The organism is Leptospira fletcheri, from assembly GCF_004769195.1.
GTDB lineage: Bacteria > Spirochaetota > Leptospiria > Leptospirales > Leptospiraceae > Leptospira_B > Leptospira_B fletcheri.
In genome coordinates this window covers 81,921-101,340 of sequence record NZ_RQET01000010.1, presented here as the reverse complement: position 1 = coordinate 101,340, position 19,420 = coordinate 81,921, and the positions used below count along the sequence as shown (strand labels likewise).

At 46.5% G+C, this 19,420-nt stretch carries 14 protein-coding genes; 10 read left to right on the top strand and 4 right to left on the bottom strand.

Annotated features, from left to right (window positions below):
- Positions 1-260 precede the first annotated feature (260 nt).
- Together EHO60_RS14235 and EHO60_RS14230 are read left to right on the top strand one after the other, a co-directional pair.
- Positions 261-1,550, top strand: a complete 1,290-nt coding sequence (locus tag EHO60_RS14235) for a sensor histidine kinase (RefSeq protein WP_135768881.1) — start codon at positions 261-263, stop codon at positions 1,548-1,550.
- 8 nt (positions 1,551-1,558) lie between these two features.
- A complete protein-coding gene (locus EHO60_RS14230) occupies positions 1,559-3,661 on the top strand; it encodes a DUF1577 domain-containing protein (RefSeq protein ID WP_135768880.1) in 2,103 nt (700 codons plus the stop codon).
- Here the strand turns inward: EHO60_RS14230 and ispH are convergent.
- Entirely contained in the window at positions 3,650-4,588 is a 939-nt protein-coding gene (ispH, locus tag EHO60_RS14225; RefSeq protein WP_135768879.1) for a 4-hydroxy-3-methylbut-2-enyl diphosphate reductase, read from the bottom strand. The genes EHO60_RS14230 and ispH overlap by 12 nt on opposite strands.
- Before the next feature lie 294 nt (positions 4,589-4,882).
- On the opposite strand from ispH, the gene EHO60_RS14220 reads away from it, so the two are divergent.
- Both EHO60_RS14220 and EHO60_RS14215 read left to right on the top strand, forming a co-directional pair.
- Complete coding sequence (locus EHO60_RS14220) at positions 4,883-5,731, top strand: flagellin N-terminal helical domain-containing protein (RefSeq protein WP_135768878.1); 849 nt, start codon at positions 4,883-4,885, stop codon at positions 5,729-5,731.
- 234 nt (positions 5,732-5,965) lie between these two features.
- The gene (locus tag EHO60_RS14215) at positions 5,966-7,630 is read left to right on the top strand and encodes an ArnT family glycosyltransferase (protein WP_135768877.1); all 1,665 of its coding nucleotides are present in this window, start codon (positions 5,966-5,968) and stop codon (positions 7,628-7,630) included.
- Here the strand turns inward: EHO60_RS14215 and EHO60_RS14210 are convergent.
- Positions 7,627-8,574 carry a glycosyltransferase family 2 protein gene (locus EHO60_RS14210; protein ID WP_135768876.1) on the bottom strand — a complete coding sequence of 316 codons (948 nt, stop codon included), beginning with the start codon at positions 8,572-8,574 and terminating at the stop codon, positions 7,627-7,629. The two genes, EHO60_RS14215 and EHO60_RS14210, sit on opposite strands and share 4 nt — an antisense overlap.
- A 224-nt stretch (positions 8,575-8,798) precedes the next feature.
- Here EHO60_RS14210 and EHO60_RS14205 point away from each other — a divergent pair, with 224 nt between their 5' ends.
- The 6 genes from EHO60_RS14205 to EHO60_RS14180 all read left to right on the top strand — a co-directional run bounded on the left by EHO60_RS14205 (position 8,799) and on the right by EHO60_RS14180 (position 16,689).
- The gene (locus tag EHO60_RS14205) at positions 8,799-9,890 is read left to right on the top strand and encodes a CehA/McbA family metallohydrolase domain-containing protein (RefSeq protein ID WP_135768875.1); all 1,092 of its coding nucleotides are present in this window, start codon (positions 8,799-8,801) and stop codon (positions 9,888-9,890) included.
- 43 nt (positions 9,891-9,933) lie between these two features.
- Complete coding sequence (locus EHO60_RS14200) at positions 9,934-10,356, top strand: hypothetical protein (RefSeq protein ID WP_167880234.1); 423 nt, start codon at positions 9,934-9,936, stop codon at positions 10,354-10,356.
- A gap of 43 nt (positions 10,357-10,399) precedes the next feature.
- Positions 10,400-11,773: a TolC family protein gene (locus EHO60_RS14195; RefSeq protein WP_135768873.1), complete on the top strand. Its 1,374-nt coding sequence runs from the start codon at positions 10,400-10,402 to the stop codon at positions 11,771-11,773.
- Positions 11,774-11,795: 22 nt separating this feature from the next.
- On the top strand, positions 11,796-12,884 hold the full coding sequence (locus EHO60_RS14190; protein ID WP_135768872.1) for a heavy metal-binding domain-containing protein: 1,089 nt from the start codon (positions 11,796-11,798) through the stop codon (positions 12,882-12,884).
- A gap of 13 nt (positions 12,885-12,897) precedes the next feature.
- Entirely contained in the window at positions 12,898-16,215 is a 3,318-nt protein-coding gene (locus EHO60_RS14185) for an efflux RND transporter permease subunit (RefSeq protein ID WP_135768871.1), read from the top strand.
- A gap of 162 nt (positions 16,216-16,377) precedes the next feature.
- Entirely contained in the window at positions 16,378-16,689 is a 312-nt protein-coding gene (locus EHO60_RS14180) for a hypothetical protein (RefSeq protein WP_135768870.1), read from the top strand.
- Between the two features lie 78 nt (positions 16,690-16,767).
- On the opposite strand, the gene EHO60_RS14175 is transcribed toward EHO60_RS14180, so the two are convergent.
- On the bottom strand, positions 16,768-18,147 hold the full coding sequence (locus tag EHO60_RS14175) for an MBL fold metallo-hydrolase RNA specificity domain-containing protein (RefSeq protein WP_135768869.1): 1,380 nt from the start codon (positions 18,145-18,147) through the stop codon (positions 16,768-16,770).
- A gap of 147 nt (positions 18,148-18,294) precedes the next feature.
- Entirely contained in the window at positions 18,295-19,146 is an 852-nt protein-coding gene (locus EHO60_RS14170) for a flagellin N-terminal helical domain-containing protein (RefSeq protein WP_135768868.1), read from the bottom strand.
- Positions 19,147-19,420 lie beyond the last annotated feature (274 nt).

The window sequence follows — 19,420 nt, the reverse complement described above, 5'->3', positions numbered from 1 at the left end:
ATAATTGACATCTTATTCAAAAATTGTATTAATCTTTCCATAAATTAGCAAATAAAATAATACATACCGGAAAACTTCGACCCACGGTCGAGCGGGAGTATAGCAGGAGAGCCGAACCGATGGATGTTACTTTTCTGACAGGTATTTTAGTATTTTGGACCAGAGTCAATAGAACACGTATTTCCGGGAGAAATCGCTTTGGTTTCAAAGAAAGTGTAATTATGGGAATTACATTCCATTCGAATGAGGGAGCTTGATCGATGAACAACGCTCATTACACCGAAGCAAATCTGCTTGAATCCGGAACGGAACTGAGACTGCTGATTTTAAGTTCCTCGCAAAGTCTGTGGAAAACTGCGGAAACAAAATTATCCGATTTTTCCACAAATCTGGTCCCGGCGGATTCATATGAAGAAGCTCTGAAAGATATTATATCAACCACTCCCGATCTGTTACTTGTGGAGTACGAAACGGTCTCAGAAAATCTGCACACGAGACTTTCTCTTCTTCATAAGCTTTGTCCGGAAAGTCTATTTTTGTTCGTATTGCCTGCAAAGGCCAGGATTCGAACCCTGGAAGGTTATGATTGGATTTGGAGCTATTTGCGGGAGGAAACGCTTAACGAGGATTTATCCTCCGAAATCTCGACGGCGATCTTCCACATCCTAGAATTAAATCAAAAGATCAAGTTACAGAGTGCAAAAAAGGAAAATCTGTCTTACGAATTGGAATGGTTGGTCTGGAAAGAGTCCATTTCCGTTACGAATGATTTGCAATTGGGAAAGGGAATCATTCACAATCTTGCCAATAGTATGTTTCAAGGAATCGGAATCGGATCCTTGGTCGGCCAATTGGACCTCTGCGAGTTCTTTATGAAAAAGGACGAGGAATGCACTCGATTGCCCGAAAAACTGATGGATGTAGTTTTGAGCACTAAGGATGCCCTTCGAGAAAGAATCGATCAGATCGAATTCTTTAAAAGATACCTGGACCTAAACGTAGAAAGGGTGCCGATGTCATCTTCGGAACTGAGGGATTCCGTGGAGAGAATCGGAAAAGAACTCCTTCCTACTTTTCGGATTAAAAATCATACTCTTTCGATTTCCGACCCGTTCGAACCCTCCGTTTTCCATTGCAGCTCGGAGTTTCTCAACTTTTCGCTGTATGAAATCTTAATTAATGCGATGAAATTCTCTCCTGAGGGTTCCGAGATCGCGGTTTCTTTCAATGTGACGGAGCAATACAGCAGCTTGCTCGTCAAAAATTCTCCTAGTCGATCTACAAACGGAATTTGCGGCGTTCCGGAGGAGTATTATCATAAAGTATTCGAACCTTTCTTTCGTATCAGTAATCTGTACGATGAGCGTTTTTATACGAAAGAATTAGGGATGGGGATCGGCCTAAATGTGGTACGAAATCTTGCCAAGCAGATCGACTGCAAAACCTATCTCTACGAAGTCAAGGGAAGCAGAAACAATCTTCCCGGTCGAGAGGTTGTGATCGAGCTCAAATTCAAAAACGTCTCCTCCGAATCGGCGTCCGAGCTATAACGAAAGCAATGAAACGCTCGGAAAAAAGGATCCCGCTCGGCAGGGGAATCTGCTATGTTACCGATTTTCAGTCGGCAAATTTCTCCTCGTTAGATTCCGAGGATCCGATCGCCGGGGATTTCGTGAGATTTCTATTCAAAAAATACGAAGGTATTCTGGCCAGAATGCCGTTCGATACGGTACATATAGGTACGTTTCAATTGGAGGATCCGGAACGTTTCCATTCGGTTCGTAAAACGGGAAAGGTTTTTTATCTAAAGGACATCCGCAATTCGGAAGGAGAGAATCCAGAAGACGAAAACCCATGGGACGATAATAAATTCATAAAGGAATCTCCAGAAGTTCTTAGGGAAAGATACAAAAACGAAAATATAAGATCCGAGTTGATCTTACCTATCTTCATTCGTGAAAAATCCACATCCAGTCCGTCGCCGTTCGCCTATCTTTGGCTTCAAAGTAAGCAGAAAGGAATTTCAGAAGAAATGTTAACCGAAATGATGGACATAACCGCACAGATGTCCGATCAGCTAAAAAATCCCTCAAAGCAGACATTCGCAGGCAAATTTGCCGTTTCTGACATTTCACATAATGGTGTCGGTTTTTCCCTGACGGGCGATCTCCTTCGTGAAACACTCAATCAGCACGAAAGCTACGATTTTACGCTACATTTGCCGAATCAGAAACCCTTTTTGCTAAACGGGTCTTTGCGTTGGTGGACCAAAGCGGAGGAGGGAACGGTCAAGGTCGGATTGAAAATCGATTGGACAAACTTCGAAGAAGCGGAACGTTCCAGATTCGAAGGTTCCCTCCTCGGGATCGTAAGGAAGGAAGAAGGAGTACCTATCGGTGCGGGCAAACTATCGGAAGAAAAGGAAGAGATTTTTAGAAAAGTCTTATATTTGGACGATGATCCAACTTCTTTATCCAGGATGTCGGTTTTATTCCAAAAACAACGGATACAACTGATTACGGCTTCCTCGCTTTCGGAAGCGTTTTTTAAATGCAGCTTAGAGACCCCGGCGATCATCATCAGCGGAATTAAGTGGCAGGGGATGGAAGACTTGGTGGTGTTGAAAGCACTTAGGAAAGTATCTCCCGGCTGCCTGGTAATTATCTATTCCGAATACGAGGTCGCATCACTTAGGATGGTCTCTTATAATTGGATCTGGGCGCAATTGAGAAAGCCGGAACAGGAAAAACAATTGTTACAATCCACCTTGGATGCCGTCGAATGTTATCAAAGCAAAATCCGAAACTATCGCGCGGTTTTGGAAGACGAATCCTCTCTTTCCGGTGAAATAGATTGGCTTTTGTGGAAAGATTATCAAAGAAATTCGGATCAGATGACGATCGGAAAAAACATATTGAATAATATTTCGCATAGTTCCGCTCAAGGATTGGGTCTAGGTTCGCTTTTGATCAACCTCGATCTGGCCGAAATCTGCATGAAGAGGGAAGACGGAGAAGTTCTGATCCCGAACGACCTAATGCGCACCCTTTTGGAAAACAAGAATATGATGCGTAATTGGACGGATAAATTGGAGAACCTAAAGAGCCTTTTCGATTTGAAGATCGAGGATGAGGCCATAGAGATGAGGAGGATACAGGAACTCCTGTCTCAGACAATAACCTCCGTCGATAAACTCGCCCAGATAAAAAACAATCAGATCTCCTTCGAAAGTAAATTTCCGGATCGCGTAGTGAATAGCAACGGAAAGTTTTTAACGTTTGCCGTTAAGGAACTTTTAATTAACGCCATGAAATTCTCTCCTGAAGGCGCGCACATACAGGTAATGTTGTATGCCGACGACAAAAACGTCAGTATCGGTATCTTAAACGAAATCGACGGAGGAGAAACAGGCAAATCGGGGATACCGGAAAAATATTCGGATAAGGTGTTCGAACCGTTTTTTAAATTAAATCATATATATGACGAGCGTTTCCACAAGGAGGATTTCGGATTCGGCATAGGGCTGAATATGGTCCAAAATCTGGGACGGCAAGTCGGATGTTCCGTCCGCTTAAGCGAAGTGAACGACTACACGGGAGCCAAAATCCGCCGAAAGGTAGCTGCGGAAATCAAATTACCCATACTACATTCAGTTCAATAATTTTCCCGGAAGTTTAAAGCTCATGGAATCCTCCCTGGAATCGGGGAAGAGTTGGACTTCGACTCCGGGATAAAAATGTCTGAGCTTCTCTATAATTTCATCCACCAAAATCTGCGGAGTGGAGGCTCCTGCGGTGATTCCGAGAATGCTGATTCGATTCTTTTCCAGATATTCCTTATCCAGATCCTCCGAAGAGGTAACTTTAAAGGAGGACGGCCTGGACTTCTGCGCCAATTGGAGGAGCCGTAAGGAATTGGAACTATTATCCGCTCCGATCACAAGCATCGCATCTATGGAATCCATCATTTGGGCCACGGCTTCCTGTCTTTCGGTTGTCGCATAACAAATATCGTCTTTGGCGGGGTGTTCTACGGAAGGGAAAAGTTCCGAAATCCGATTTACGATGATCTGGGTGTCGGCGACGGAGAGGGTGGTCTGCATCAGGTATGTGATCGGTTTTTCCGGATCTATCCGATCCGCAAGCTTCTCCACGTCCTCGGGCGATTCGACCAAATACATTCTTGCTTCTCCCATGGTGCCGATGGCTTCATCGTGACCCTGATGGCCTATGTAGATGATTTGATATTCGTCTTTGTAGCGTCTCGCTTTGCGATGCACCCGAGTCACGAGGGGACAGGTAGCGTCTCCGACTTTCATGTTTCTAAGTTTTGCATCTTCGACTACGGTGGGAGAAACTCCGTGAGCCGAAAAAATCACGGTGGCGCCGTCGGGAGCTTCGCCCAATTCGTTGATGAAGCGGATCCCTCTTTTCTTCATGTCTTCCACCACTCGACGGTTGTGAACGATCTCCTTCCGTACATAGATCTGTTCATCGGACTGAGCCTGTACCTGTTCCACGTAGGAGATGGCGTATTTCACTCCGGCACAAAAACCGCGAGGATTTGCCAGATAAATGGTTTGCAACATGAGTAACTTCAGCTTCCCCGATCCAGGTCGCGACGCGCAAGCATTTTAAGTCCGCAAGATCTTCCCTAAAAACATGCCATTTGCCCTTGAAAAGGGGACCGGATAATCAAGTTCCTTAGCGTGAAAAAGGGACATAGAAATCGAAAGAAGGAAGAATTCTTTTATCCGATCGTACCAAAAAAAGTGTCTTATCGGTTTTTCGGAACCAGTCGATCCAAAATGTGAAGAGGTCAAGGAAGACCTCTAGGAAAGTCACATTCCTCGAAAGAGGATTCGGATTCAAGGAGGAACCGAATGATTATTAACCACAATATCAGTGCCATTTTCGCTCACAGAACGTTGAAGTTCAACAGCGAAAACATGACTAAAGACATCGAGAAATTGTCTTCCGGTATGAGAATCAACCGTGCCGGAGACGACGCATCGGGTTTGGCTGTGTCTGAGAAGATGCGGACCCAGGTCGGAGGTTTGCGCAGAGCGGAACAGAACACTGAGGACGGTATGTCGCTGATCCAAACGGCAGAAGGGTATCTCCAAGAAACCCACGAAGTCGTCCAAAGGATTCGCGTCCTCGCAGTTCAAGCCGCCAACGGTATCTACACCGAGGAAGACCGTCAGCAAATCCAAGTGGAAGTCTCCCAGTTGATCGACGAGATCGACAGGATCGCTTCCCAGGCCGAATTCAACAAGATGAAACTCCTGACCGGAGCTTTTGCAAGGTTGAATCCGACCGCAAGTATGTGGTTCCACATGGGTGCGAATATGCACCAGAGAGAAAGGGTATATATCGAAACGATGAATACCGCGGCTTTGGGCCTCAGAAACCCGACTGTCTTGACCTTTATCTCTCTTTCTACGGCGGGAAAAGCCAACTCCGTAATCGGATTGGCGGACGATGCACTCAGGCTGATCTCTAAACAGAGAGCGGACTTGGGCGCTTACTACAACCGTCTGGAACATGCCGCTAAGGGGTTGATGAACGCTTATGAAAACATCCAAGCAGCAGAGTCTCGGATCAGAGATACGGATATGGCTGAACAAATGACCAGCTTTACCCGTTACCAGATCCTGACTCAGGCGGCCACTGCGATGCTCGCACAAGCGAACATGAAACCACAAACCGTGTTGCAGTTACTCAAGTAACCTTCCGGTAGCTTCTCGACCGGTTTTCTAACCGAGAGCCGGTCGAGAGGACCTTAAGCGAATGCAGGTTCTTTCGACGGGACCGACGGATTTATAATTTTGTTATAAATCGCCGTACGACTCTGAAGCCTAACGTTCTAAACGCGGACCGTTGGGCTTTTTTTGTACTAAAAATCATTGTATTTGTAACGGCTGCGGATTTACTCGGAAGGGATTCACTTTAGGGAGACCCGCTTGGAGTTCCTTTTCAGATCCGTTCCTTTTTTGACCTTCCTGTATTTTTTTCTTCTGCTTTTCGGTCTAGGTTCTTTTCCATTAATCGACTGGGACGAGAATATTTACGGCGCCGCCTCCAAAAGCATGTATCTATCCGGGGATTTTTTCCGGATTTCGGTAAACGGACAACTTTTCACGGAAAAACCTCCTCTTTATTTCTGGTTGGCTTCTTTCTCTTATTTTTGTTTTGGTCTGAACGAATTTTCCACACGTTTTCCTTCCGCGCTCAGCGGTCTTTTGGCCTTCGTTTCCGTTTTTTGGCTGGGAAAAAAACTGAAATCCTCCTCGTTCGGATTGGTTTGGGCATTGGTATATTCTTCGTCCCTTTTGCCTTTGGTGCTGGCAAGAACCGCTTACATCGATCACCTGTTCAATACCTTTATCTTTTTAGGTTCGGCGGGATTGATTCTCTATGATCAGAAATCCAGAAAAGGGGAGGAACAAGCTTGGATGTATTCCGCCTTTGCCTCGTTTTGTATGGCATTGGCAGTATTGGCCAAAGGACCCCTCGGACTTGCCATCCCGGTCGCTTCCTTTTTGGCGATGAGAGTCGCGGAACGTAGGTTTCGAATTTCGTTTTGGCACGTAACGATCGGAATCGTAATTTTCATTTCCGGTGTTTCTTCCTATTATCTCACCGACTATCTCCTACATGGAAGAGAATTTCTAGACGGCTTTCTGGAATTTCAAAAGAAACTTTTAACGAAGTCTCTGGAATCGCATACCGGTCCTTGGTTTTACCATTTCATCGTAGCCTTAGTCGGATTTTTTCCGTGGACTCCCTTTCTGTTCGCTTATCTCAAGAGGGAAAACCTGGAACTGCTCCGAAAGGAAGAACTTCGCTCTCCTGCAATCTTTCTCTTAAGCTGGACGGTCTTAGTACTACTGATCTTTTCCATCGTAAAAACGAAACTTCCCCATTATTCCTCTTCGTTTTACTTTCCTCTTTCCTTCTTCGCTGCCGTCTTACTGGAAGAGAGGGGAAAAGAATTTTTGGATCAGAAAAAAGGATTCTTCCTGGCTGTCGGCATTTTCGGCGCCTTCCTGTCTTTGCTTTTCGCATCCCTTCCTCTTGTGGCGGAATACCTGATCTCTCAAGGTACGTTTTCGGAGTCCAAGGTTCCAACTTTTTCCTGGACGGACGCTCTTCCGGGAATCCTGCTACTCTTAGGACTTTCTACCTCCGTTTTGTCGGTATTCCTTCTTCCTTCCGGAAAGGATTTGGTGCGTCGCTTTCTCCTTCCTGTTTGGTTGACGCTTCTCCTCTTTCTCTCCTCTCTTTCCTTGACTCTCGTTCCGAAAGTATTGGCTTTGCTGCAGGACAAAAACCTTCGTCTGTTTGACCGGGCAATACAGGAGGGGGGAGAAGTCGTATTTTATAAATACCTATCCTTTTATCCTATGTTCTATCGGGATCAGAAAATCCATATCATAGGAAGTTACAAGTTCTTGGACGAGACGGAAATTCTGACCGAACCTCAGGAGAAAAAACTGTTTTTGATCGGAAACGAAAATAGTCTTACGGAACTGACCTTTCTCTATCCAAAGAAGAGGTTCGAACCTGTAGCTAAGGACGGAGGATTGATTCTAGTTCGTATTTGGAACGCGGAAAAACCGCGTTAAGACTTATCGAATTTCAACAATTGGAGTTCGAAATTGAATCTTTGGATTTTCGATACCGTATGCAGGATCAGTCCGATCGAAAAATTCAGAACGGAGACCACCATCAATCCGGTGGCTAAAACAGCCAGAGGGACGTGGTATACGTACCGGTAGCGGAGAAAATCCAGTATGGCTGGGGCGCCCGCCGCAATAGCCGCTAGTAGAGATAGCACGGATAAAAAGCCGAAAAAATGCATGGGCTTATAATCCTTGAAAATCCAAAGGATATGATTCACTACGCGATAACCGTCGCTAATCGTATTCAATTTGGAAACGCTTCCCGCCGGCCTGTCCTTGTAGGATATGGGAATCTCTCGGATCGCAAAACGTTTGTCCAAGGAATGGAGCGTCATCTCTATTTCCAATTCGAATCCGGAGGATAAGACCGGGTAGTTCTTGATGAACTTTCGGGAAAAGACACGATAACCGCTCATCGCGTCCTTTAGCTTCGCACCGAAAAGAAGGTTGATAATGGCGATCACAAGATTGTTTCCCAAAGAATGGAATCTACGCTTGTTTTCCTTGTGATAGATTCCTTGGCTCAATCTGTCCCCGACGACCATATCCAACTCTTCGGTTTCCAAGGCGTCGATCAGCTTTTGAACTTCCTCGGCAGGGTAGGTGGTATCGGCGTCGGTCATCACGTAAATGTCGGCTTCCGCATAGAAAAATGCCTTTCGTACCGCGTTCGCTTTTCCTTGTCTCTTTTCCGACAACACCTTCCCTTTGATTTTGTTTTTTTTCAAAGTTTCGGCAGCGATGGAATTCGTTCGATCGGAGGAGTTATTATCTACGATCCAGAATTCCGCCTCGGGCAATTCCTGATAAAAAGCGAGAATCGTTTCTCGGATCGTGATTTCCTCGTTGTAGGCTGGGAGGATGACTGCAATTTTTTTAGATTTCAATTTTCTTAGACCAGTGAGAAACGCGAATCCGGTGAGGAGGATCGTATCCTTCTCCTTCGTTTCAAATCTAAACTTTTTCGGGAAGGAGAACGCAACAATCTTTTCGGAAAAAGAGGAAATCTTGGGAATTGGAAAGACAAATTGACGTCGGAACAAATATATAGCAATCTGATTGCAAGCAAATTCCCCCGAACACAATACGAGAGGTATCTCTTAAAATTCCGATGTGGAAACGAGTTCTGATCTATTTTCTCCCCGTTCTTCCGCTTTTCTTTTTCGGATGGATCGTCTGGGCGATTCTTTTCCTACGTTCCCCTTTAAAAATGAAACCTCACGGAGAATGGAACAAAGGAGAGTTATCGAATCCATACGCGGCCTCTAAGAAAAAAAAATGGACCAAGGCCGCCATCCATTTACATACGAATCAAGCTTGGTTTACGCCTCTTCGCAATTCCCCGGAAGAAGTTGCGGAAGTATATGCAAATCACGGATACGAATTGCTCGCGTTTACGGATTACGAAAAGATCACCCGCGTTCCCTCGGGAAAAATCGCCGGATTGTCGGGATACGAATGGGGAAGAAATTTTCGAAAACGGCACATGACCGTTTTAGGTTCCCGAGAAGTGGATCACGATATGTTCCCGCTGTATTCTTCTCCCGAAAACATCCAATGGGAAATCGATCTGCAGAATCGGAAAGGGAATTTCGTTACGATCAACCATCCTTCCTTATACGACAGTTTCCCCCTTCCTTTTTTGGAAAAGTTGAGCGGCTACAATGCGATCGAAGTCCTTTCCCCCTTCGGAGATATCCTGGAATATTGGGATCGACTCTTAAGCCTAGGCGTGTCCTCTTTTTGCATGGCAAGCGACGACCTGCATTACCTTCCCAAAGAGGAATACCTAAAGGTAACGAAAGATTCCTTTCCGTCTCTCCGAGAATTCGCCACGAAGATGTCGGACCAGGACGGAGAATCCTTGATGAGATACGTTCTGATCAATTCGGATTCCTTGGAAGAAAAGGATATCCTTTCCTCCCTGAAAGCGGGTAATTACGCCTGCGTTCGGAAGATGGACCGAGTATTGGCGGATCCGAAACTCAAAGTCTTCGGTATTCGGAACGGTAAAGAGGTTTATTACGAATTCGAGGACCTCCCTTTAACCGTTGATTTTATCGGGAAAAACGGGAAGCTCCTTTCCAGATCCTATGGGCAAAAAAAGGGGAGTTATCGTTTTCAACCGGAGGATCTTTATGTTCGAATCCAAATCGTCTTCCCCACTGCGGTGGTCTTAAGTAACCCGTTTTATCAAAAGTGACTTTTTTTCTTGACAAAGCCGTCCCGGATTCAGTCAGATCATTGTGATGCATTCCTCCAAGAAAGTGGCCGGAATTTTACTCCTGGGCTTTGCGCTTCAGGTTTCCTGCGCTTCCTTGGCTAGTCTTTTCGGCATTTGCCCGATAGACAGTTCTCAGAAACGTTTCCAAACAGTCGCACAATCGGAAGCGGGCGTTCCACTCTGTCATACGGACCGATCCTCGCAGAAAGAACCCTCGGAATCAGAATCTGGAGATTGCTGCCAAAAGGATTTTACGGCTTCCTCGGAAGACTCGGTTTTCAGAGTTTCCTTGGATAAGTTGAAGATGGAAATCATTTCCCTCCCGTTCTCTCTTCCGGTACAAGCGAAATTAGAGAATCCATCTTTCCACAGTATTGCTGCCAACCAGAGCGGTTCCTTTTCCAAGATCCGTATATACAACTTTCTACAAGTTTTTCTAATTTAATCCGACGCTTTTCAATTCCCCTTTTTTAACTTTGGAGGATTTTATGAGCGTACTACGCATTCTTTTTCTATCATTTCTATTCCTTCTCTCCTTTTCCGTCTTCGGAGAGAACAAAAAGTTGGAGGACATTCTGGAGATTCTGGCAACGGAACATCCGGAAGCGAAGACTCTTGCCGGCGTTTCACACGCGCACAAATCGCATTCGGAAGCGTCCGGAATCTTACCGGATCCGAAAATCGGTTTCGCTTATCGTAATTATCCGACTCGAAACGGTTATTCGTTAAACGGAAACCGAGCCTTGGATACTCCCACCATGACCGGAATCGAATTTTCCGTTTCCCAGGAGTTCCCGTTTCCCGGAAAATTAGGAACGGAGAAACGGATTTCGAAGATCATGGAAGCCGAGGCCGGCCTGGGATATCAGGTCGGAGTCAATCGGATGTTGGGTGATTTTTTTATCCGCCTAAATCGCTATAAAAGAGCGGAGAGAAAGAAGGAATTCAATTCCAGAATTCTGGAACTCCTGGGAGTCCAAAAATCCGTTTTGGAAGGCGCCTATTCCTCCGGGTCCGTTCCTTTAACGGGAGCGTTGAAGGTTTCCGTAGCAAGGACGGAAGCTCTGGAAAAGCAGGAGGAATACAACACTCTTCTTAAGGATCTGACCTCTCAACTGGAATATTACCGGATCGAAAATCGAATTTCCTCGAACGATTTTTACGGGATCGACCTGGAATCCTACTTGGAAGAAAGCGTACGCAGATTGGGAGAGATCGCCGGTTCCGGAAAATCGGCAGCGGAGGAAACTCCGGATTATAAAATTCTAATCGAAGAGGAAAAAAGACTCAAAGAACAATCCAAGCTGACGAAGTATTCTCTGGCTCCGCAAACGGAAGTGTTCTTCTCTTACATGAAAAGAAGGTCTCAAACATTTGCGGCGGATACCGGGCCTTTGAATTACGGACTCATGGATACGACGGAATACAGAGGAGATCTTTTCAGCGTAGGCGTAAATATGAGGGTTCCGGTCTGGTCCGCTTTGAAATGGAATTCCATCACGGGAGAAACGGAACATCTAGCGGAAGTGGGAAAGGATTCCGTAGACAAAACCCGCTCTCAATTGGTATCGGAAATCACCCGAAACATGGAATTGATCCGGGGAACCTCCAACCAGATCCAAATCATCGAAAAAAAATTACTTCCGGAAATGGAGAGAATCGTCCGTGCAGGATCCTCTCTATATGCGCCCGGAAAAGCAAACCTACAGGACACGTTGGTTTCGCAGGTGGAAGTCTGGAATACCAGAATTCGATTAGAGGACTTGAAAGAGCGCAAAAACGAGACAGTTTTGAATCTTCTCAAACTCTTAAGCCTGATCTACCGCGAACCGAAAATCCCGAGCCATGAAAAACATGGATGACCGATAGGGAAATTTATAGACAATGAACGCTTTCAATCAACCGAAGACCAACCGATTTATCTCCGACCTGTTTGGACAAACGAAAAGCCTCGTTTTCAGAACGACGCTCTGCGCACTCCTCGTCTCGACGATCTTTTGCGCCAAAAAAAAGGAAATTTATTATTGCCCTATGCACCCTACCTATACTAGCGACCGACCCGGTACCTGCCCGATTTGCGGAATGGACCTAGTCAAAAAGGGTGCCACGGAATTGAATCAAAAGAAGGATCCGGAACGTTCTTCCGAATTAGAAACCGGAAACTCATCCGAACAATCCGCGAACGAATTTTTTCTTTCCGAAGAGAAACAAAGATCCATCGGAATCAAAACGGACAAGGTGTTACGACGGAATCTTACCAAAAAGATAAATCTATATTCCAATGTGGCCTACGATCCGGATTTGTATGCGGCCTTGATGGAATACAAGGCGGCGCTTAGATCGTCCGAGCTCTTTCCCGAAACGGGATCTTCGATCACAATCACGAACCTACAGCTACGTTTAAGGCAGTTGGGTCTGTCGACGGAGCAGATCAGAATCTGGACTTCCGGCCAAAGAGACCCGTCCGAATTGATCCTAGGTGGGAAGGGGGGAAAGGCTCATATCTATTCTCAAATTTACGAATCGGATCTTTCCAGCGCGAAGGCGGGACTTACGTTTCGTTTCAAAACGGAAGTATATCCGAACATCGAATTCGAAGGAAAAATCAAAAGCATAGATACGATCCTGGATAAAAATAACAGAACGCTCCGACTGCGAAGCGAAGTATCGGACCCTAAACAGCTTTTGAAACCTCAGATGTTCGGGAACGGAAACATAGAAATCTCCTTTTCCGCGATATTAAGCGTTCCCACCTCCGCAATTTTGGATACGGGGACCAGAAAGTTGGCTTACGTCCGCACCGGACCGGATCGATTCAGAGGAGTGGAAATTCGAACAGGAAAAACGATAGAGAATTGGACGGAAGTTCTATCCGGATTGGAGGAAGGGGATACTGTCGTGACCGAATCCACTTTTTTAATCGATTCCGAGGCGAGGATTCGTCTAGGCGATTCGGGCGAACATAAGCATTGATCCGGAGAAAAAAATGATCCAGAACATAATTCGATTTTCCGCAAATAATAAATTTTTAATCTTGCTGTTCACGTTGGCGCTTCTCGTCGCTTCCTACGTTTCCATGAAAACGATTCCCTTGGATGCGATCCCCGATCTTTCGGATACGCAAGTGATCGTATATTCCAGGTGGGATAGAAGCCCGGACATCATCGAAGATCAGGTGACGTATCCTATCGTTACCGCGCTGCTGGGTGCGCCCAAAATCAAGGTAGTGCGCGGTTTTTCCGATTTCGGCTTTTCGTACGTATACGTGATCTTTCAGGATGGAACGGATATATACTGGGCCCGTTCCAGGGTTCTGGAATATCTTTCCCGGATCCAAGCTCAGCTTCCGCAAGGGGTAAAAACGGAACTCGGACCGGATGCGAGCGCAGTAGGATGGGTGTTTCAGTACGCCTTGGTAGACACGACCGGAAGTCAAACTTTGGCGGATCTTCGGACCTACCAGGACTTTCACCTCAGATATCTCCTGAATTCCGTCCCCGGAGTCTCGGAAGTAGCCGGAATCGGCGGATTCAAAAAGCAGTACCAAATCACGGTACATCCCAACGCTTTAAGATCCTATAATGTAGGATTCGAAACTCTCGTCCAGAAGATCAAGGAGAGCAACCAGGAGACGGGCGGTCGTCTTTTGGAAATTTCCGGAGCGGAATACATGGTCCGAGGAAGGGGTTACCTCAGGTCCTTGCAGGATATAGAGAACATCCCGCTATCGACGGACGTGAACGGCACTCCGATTTTACTCAGGAACGTCGCCTCCGTACAATTCGGTCCGGATATCCGTCGGGGGATCGCCGATTTGAACGGGGAAGGGGATGTAGTCGGCGGCACTATCGTAATGCGACACGGTGAAAACGCACTCTCCGTGATCGAAAGAGTGAAAACGAAATTGGAGGATCTCAAGAAGAGCCTTCCGTCCGGAACGGAAATCGTAACCACATACGACCGGTCCGAACTGATCGAGCATGCCATTTCCAACCTAAAATTCAAACTCGTGGAAGAAATGCTGATCGTCTCGTTGGTCATCCTTTTGTTTCTATGGCATTTTCCTTCCGCGATCATTCCCATTTTAACGATCCCGATTTCGGTAATCATCGCGTTCATTCCCATGAATCTGATGGATATCAACGCGAATATCATGTCTTTGGCGGGGATGGCAATTTCCATAGGAGTACTGGTGGACGGAGCGATCGTAGAGGTGGAGAACGCTTATAAGAAATTGGAGGAATGGGAATCCGGCGGAAGAAAAGGGGATTACCATCTGATCCGTTTGGAAGCTCTGCTGGAAGTAGGTCCTTCCGTTTTCTTTTCCCTTCTGGTGATTGCGGTCGCATTCTTTCCGATTTTCACTCTCGTCGATCAGGAAGGACGACTTTTCAGACCTCTCGCTTATTCTAAAAATATCGCGATGGCGGTCGCCGCAATTCTTGCCATCACGTTAGATCCCGCTTTCCGGATGGTTTTTACCAGAATGGAACCTTTCCAATTCAAAAGCGCGATTCTCTCCAAAATAGCCAGCACGTTGTTGGTCGGAAAATATTATCCGGAGGAAAAACATCCTGTCAGTAGGATATTATTTCGATTGTACGAACCGGCATGTCGTTGGGTTCTGAATCGACCCAAGACGACGATTGTTTCCGCAATTTTAGCGATCTTAGTCAGTGTCCCCGTTTATTTCAGCCTGGGATCCGAATTCATGCCCCAATTGTATGAGGAATCCTTGCTGTATATGCCTACGACTCTACCGGGGATATCCGTAGCGGAAGCGGAAAAGCTGCTAGTAGTGATGGATCGCAAACTCAAATCGTTTCCGGAAGTCAAAACGGTATTCGGTAAAGCTGGTAGATCGGATACAGCGACGGATCCCGCTCCTTTTTCGATGATGGAAACCGTGATTCTTCTCAAGTCCAAGGAAGAATGGCGGGAAGGAAACCGCTTTTATTCCGGATGGCCGAAGCTGCTCCAAGCCCCTTTTCGTTTATTCATCAATCCGAAACTCAACAAGGACGAGCTCGTAGATCTGATGAATCGAGAGATGCAATTTCCCGGTGCGACGAACGCGTGGACTATGCCGATCAAGACGAGAATCGACATGCTGAGTACAGGAATGAGAACCCCGATCGGGATCAAGATCTTAGGCTCTTCCCTAGAGGAGATCGAAAAGATCGGAGTGCAGATAGAATCCGTCTTAAGAACCGAAAAGGACGTACGTAGCGTATTCGCCGAGCGGACAGCAGGCGGATATTTTTTGGATATCCAACTGAGACGGGATAAGCTGGCAAGATATAATATTTCGGTCGACTCGGCCCAACAGATCGTCGTTGCCGCGATCGGCGGGGAACCCGTGACACAAACCGTCGAAGGACGGGAACGATTCTCAGTCAATGTCCGTTATCCCAGAGAATTAAGAGACTCGGTCGATAAGATCCGATCCATACTCGTTCCGACCAAGGAATTCGGTCATATCCCCGTCGGAGAAATTGCGGACGTAACTACAAAGACCGGGCCTTCGATGATCCGAGACGAAAACGGATTTTTGGCGGGATACGTCTACTTGGATACTTCCACCTCCGATATCGGGGGCTTTGTGGATCGGGCCAAACGAACGGTGGCGGAAAAAATCTCCATACCTGCGGGGTATTCCATCGTATGGAGCGGTCAGTACGAGAATATGCTCCGTGTCAGGGAGAGAATGAAGTACATCCTGCCTCTGACTCTGTTCGTTATTTTCCTTTTGATCTATCTGAACACGAAGTCCTACGCCAAGACTTTCATCGTCCTTTTGGCCGTACCGTTTTCACTGATCGGAGCAGTATGGCTTCTTTACATACTAGATTACCAGGTGTCTGTCGCGGTTTGGGTAGGAATGATCGCCTTAATGGGACTGGATGCGGAGACAGGAGTTTTTATGCTCCTATATCTGGATCTCTCTTACGAAAGCGCGGAACGTACCAAAGGCTTTTTGACCCGAGAAGATCGCATCCTGGCCGTGATCCACGGAGCCGTTCATAGAGTACGTCCGAAAATCATGACCGTACTTGCCGCTATGATGGGACTCCTGCCGATCATGTGGTCGGACGGAACCGGTTCCGACGTAATGAAACGGATCGCCGCTCCTATGGTAGGGGGTCTGGTAACCAGCTTCCTTTTGGAACTGCTCGTCTATCCCCCCATCTATCTGCTCTGGAAGGAGGGAAGATTCGGTCGATCGGTTCCAGCTAAGAAAGAAAGTTCGGACCTTTCTCTCGTCCGCGACTTGGCGCCGGAAAAAACAAAACGTAAGAGATAACGGAGAAGATAAAAACGTATAGCTGCTTAAAAAATAGACAGTATAAAGGAATGTTCCATTTTTTCAATTTTCATCTTGCTAATACGGCTTCCGACTTCTAGAATATGTAAAGGCGGACCAAGAAAAACAAATTGGAATCGATCCGCCGCCATTGGAGACAAAATGAAAAAACTGTTAGTTGCAACTCTAATGTTGACCATCCTTCCGTTGGTCAACATTCACGCCTTCAGCGAGCTTGAAAAACTTCTGATCGCCGAAGCTACGACCCCAGAACTGAAGAAAATTGCGAAAGACTATTTTCTGAGAAAAGCCCAAGACCAAAAGGAATTGGCCGAAAAATATAGAAGCATGAGCAATTTGAATCGTGGAGGAAAATCCACTTCGGAAGATTCCGAAAGGAAGAAGTACAAACAACTCGCCGATCATGTAAGCCTGGAATCCGCGAAGTACAAAGAGCAGGCGGATAAGTTCTAAATCATCCCCTGCAACGGTTGCCGACGGAGAGGGTTTTTTTGCCAAACTCTCTAGAAGCCGTCGGTAACCGGAATCGTTCTAATCCAGAGAAACGGTTTCCACCTGATTGTATTCCGGAACTTCCACCGCCCAAGAGTATTCGGTTTCTATCTTTTTCTTCAGCCCTTCGGCTCCGTCTTTTTCACCGTGAACCACGAAAATCTTAGGCTGAGTTCCTTTTAACTCTGACAGCCAATCCAACAATTCTCCCTGGTCTGCGTGGGCCGAAAATCCTTCGATCATATCGACGGAACAAAGGACAGGATGCCATTTTCCGCGAATTTTGATTTCTTTTTTTCCTTCCCATAACTGTCTCCCTCTGGTTCCTTCCGCTTGGTACCCTGCGAGGAGAATCAGAGAATTTTTATCCTTTAAGGTTTCCTCTAAATAGGTCAAAACCCTACCTCCGGTGACCATTCCGCTTCCTGCAATTACGATCTTCGGCTCTTTTAAGGCGGAAATCCTTCTGGATTCATCCGGGCGCTGCACGATCCGGATCTGTTCGCAAATCTTTTCTAAATCGTCCCGATTCAGTTTATGCCAACCTTCTCCTGCGCGGCGGAAGACTTCTAGAATATGCTGGCCCATAGGAGAGTCCATGTAGATCGGAATGGAAGGGATCCGTTCTTCGGTGCGCAATTTCCAAAGCAAATACATGAGGAGCTGAGTTCTTTCCACGGCAAAACTGGGGATGACGATGGTTCCGTTTTTGCGATGGAATTCGTTGATCAAGGAGACCAATTTCCCCGCCGAGTCTTCGGAATGTATCCGATTTCCGTAGGTAGATTCGATCAGAACCACGTCAGCTTGCTTCGGCTTTTTGGGAGGAAACAGAAGAGGATCTTCCTTTCGACCCAAATCTCCTGAAAACACGAAAGTCTTGTTTTTCACCCGGATCTCGATCGAACTCGCTCCCAAAATATGACCCGCATAAAAAAAGCGGACCCGAATTCCGGGAAATAGCTCAAAAGGAGCGTCTAACGTTTGTTTTCGAAAATGGGAAATCGTTTTTTCCACATCTTCGGAATCATAAAGGGGGAGGGCGGGAGAATGTTTGGAGTATCCGTGCTTATTGGCCGCTTCCGCATCTTCCTCTTGCAATCGGGCGCTATCCTTCAGGATGATTTCCGCGATTTCAAGCGTAGGTTCCGTTCCGAAGATCTCTCCGGAGAATCCCGATTTTACCAATCGGGGAAGGTACCCCGTATGATCCAAATGCCCGTGAGTCAGTAAAACCGCATCGATATGCGCCGCCTCCGGAGGGAGTGACTCCCAATTTCGAAGCCTCAGTTCCTTGATCCCCTGGAACAATCCACAATCGATGAGTACATTCTTTCCCAAGGCCTGGAACAAGAACTTGGAACCGGTAACCGTCCCCACCGCTCCTAAAAATCGTATGCTCGCCACTTCGGAATTCATTCTAAGGTCCGTCGGCCTCCCGAAACTTTACAAAAAGTTATAAAAAGGCCCGCATTCTTCGCGGGCCTTTCGTTTCAATTTTGTAAATTCTTTCTCCTTACTAGAAATCCAGCAAGAGAAAATGTATAGGAACGGTTTTACTAAAAATCAACCGAATCTTTCGCTAAGCAACTTGACTACTTGCTCCGGTCTCATATTCGCTTGCGCGAGCATGGCGACCCCACTTTTCGTTAAAATCTGATTTTTCGTAAATTCAACGATATGTTCCGCCATATCCGCGTCGCGAACCCTACTTTCTGCGGCGACCATATTGATATAATTCGCCTGTAGACCTTCCGCTGTGATTTCGAGACGATTGTAGTACGCCCCCAAATCGGATCTCTGTTTGTTGACTCTCTGGATCGCGTTGTCCAAAATTCCGATCATCGAGTTGGAAGAGGCAGGAGTGGACAAAGTTTGCTTCTTCCCGTTGTTTTCCAACTGGAGAGCTGCCGCATTCATCGCGTCCACGAAGATCTCCAATCTTTCATTTTGGTTCGGTCCCACATGCAATTGGATGGGATTCTTGGATTCCTTGGAATAGTTCCCGCTCAGAGGCCGAATCTTGTTGAATTCCGCGGATTTTCCCAAGCGATCCACTTCGTCGATCAATTGGTCCACTTCCAGTTGGACCAATTTCCGATCCTCGTCGGAATAGATGCCGTTGGAGGTTTGGATGGAAAGTTCTCGGAGTCTCTGGAGAATATTATTCACCTGCTCCAAGTTTCCTTCCGTCACTTGGATAAAGGAAACTCCGTCCATCACATTCCGTTCCGCTTGAGCAATCCCGCGGATCTGAGTTCTCATTCTTTCCGAAACGGAAAATCCGAGAGCATCGTCCCCGGCGCGGTTGATGCGCATTCCTGTGGAGAGTTTCTCCGCAACTTTGTCTTGGTCTTGATTGACTGTCTTCAATACGTTATTCGTACGAAGAGCACCGATGTTGTGATTGATAATCATCGACAACCTCCCTGTAGAAGAGGCTCGGATCCGTCCGAACCTATATTTCCGGCTCTTTTGAGGGGAGGGAGCCCCCCAGGCGACCGGGTTCCACTGCGAATTCCACCCCTCTTTTTCCGAAGGGACGGACTTTTTTTCTATCTCCCGTTAAAGACACTAAGCGAAAAAGGCGATACTGTCTATAAGGGAATTTGTACTTTCATTATATCTTTTTGCGGTTGCACTGCAACTTTTTTTCCCGAACCCCTCTCTTTTGCTAGGGAAAATTCTACGC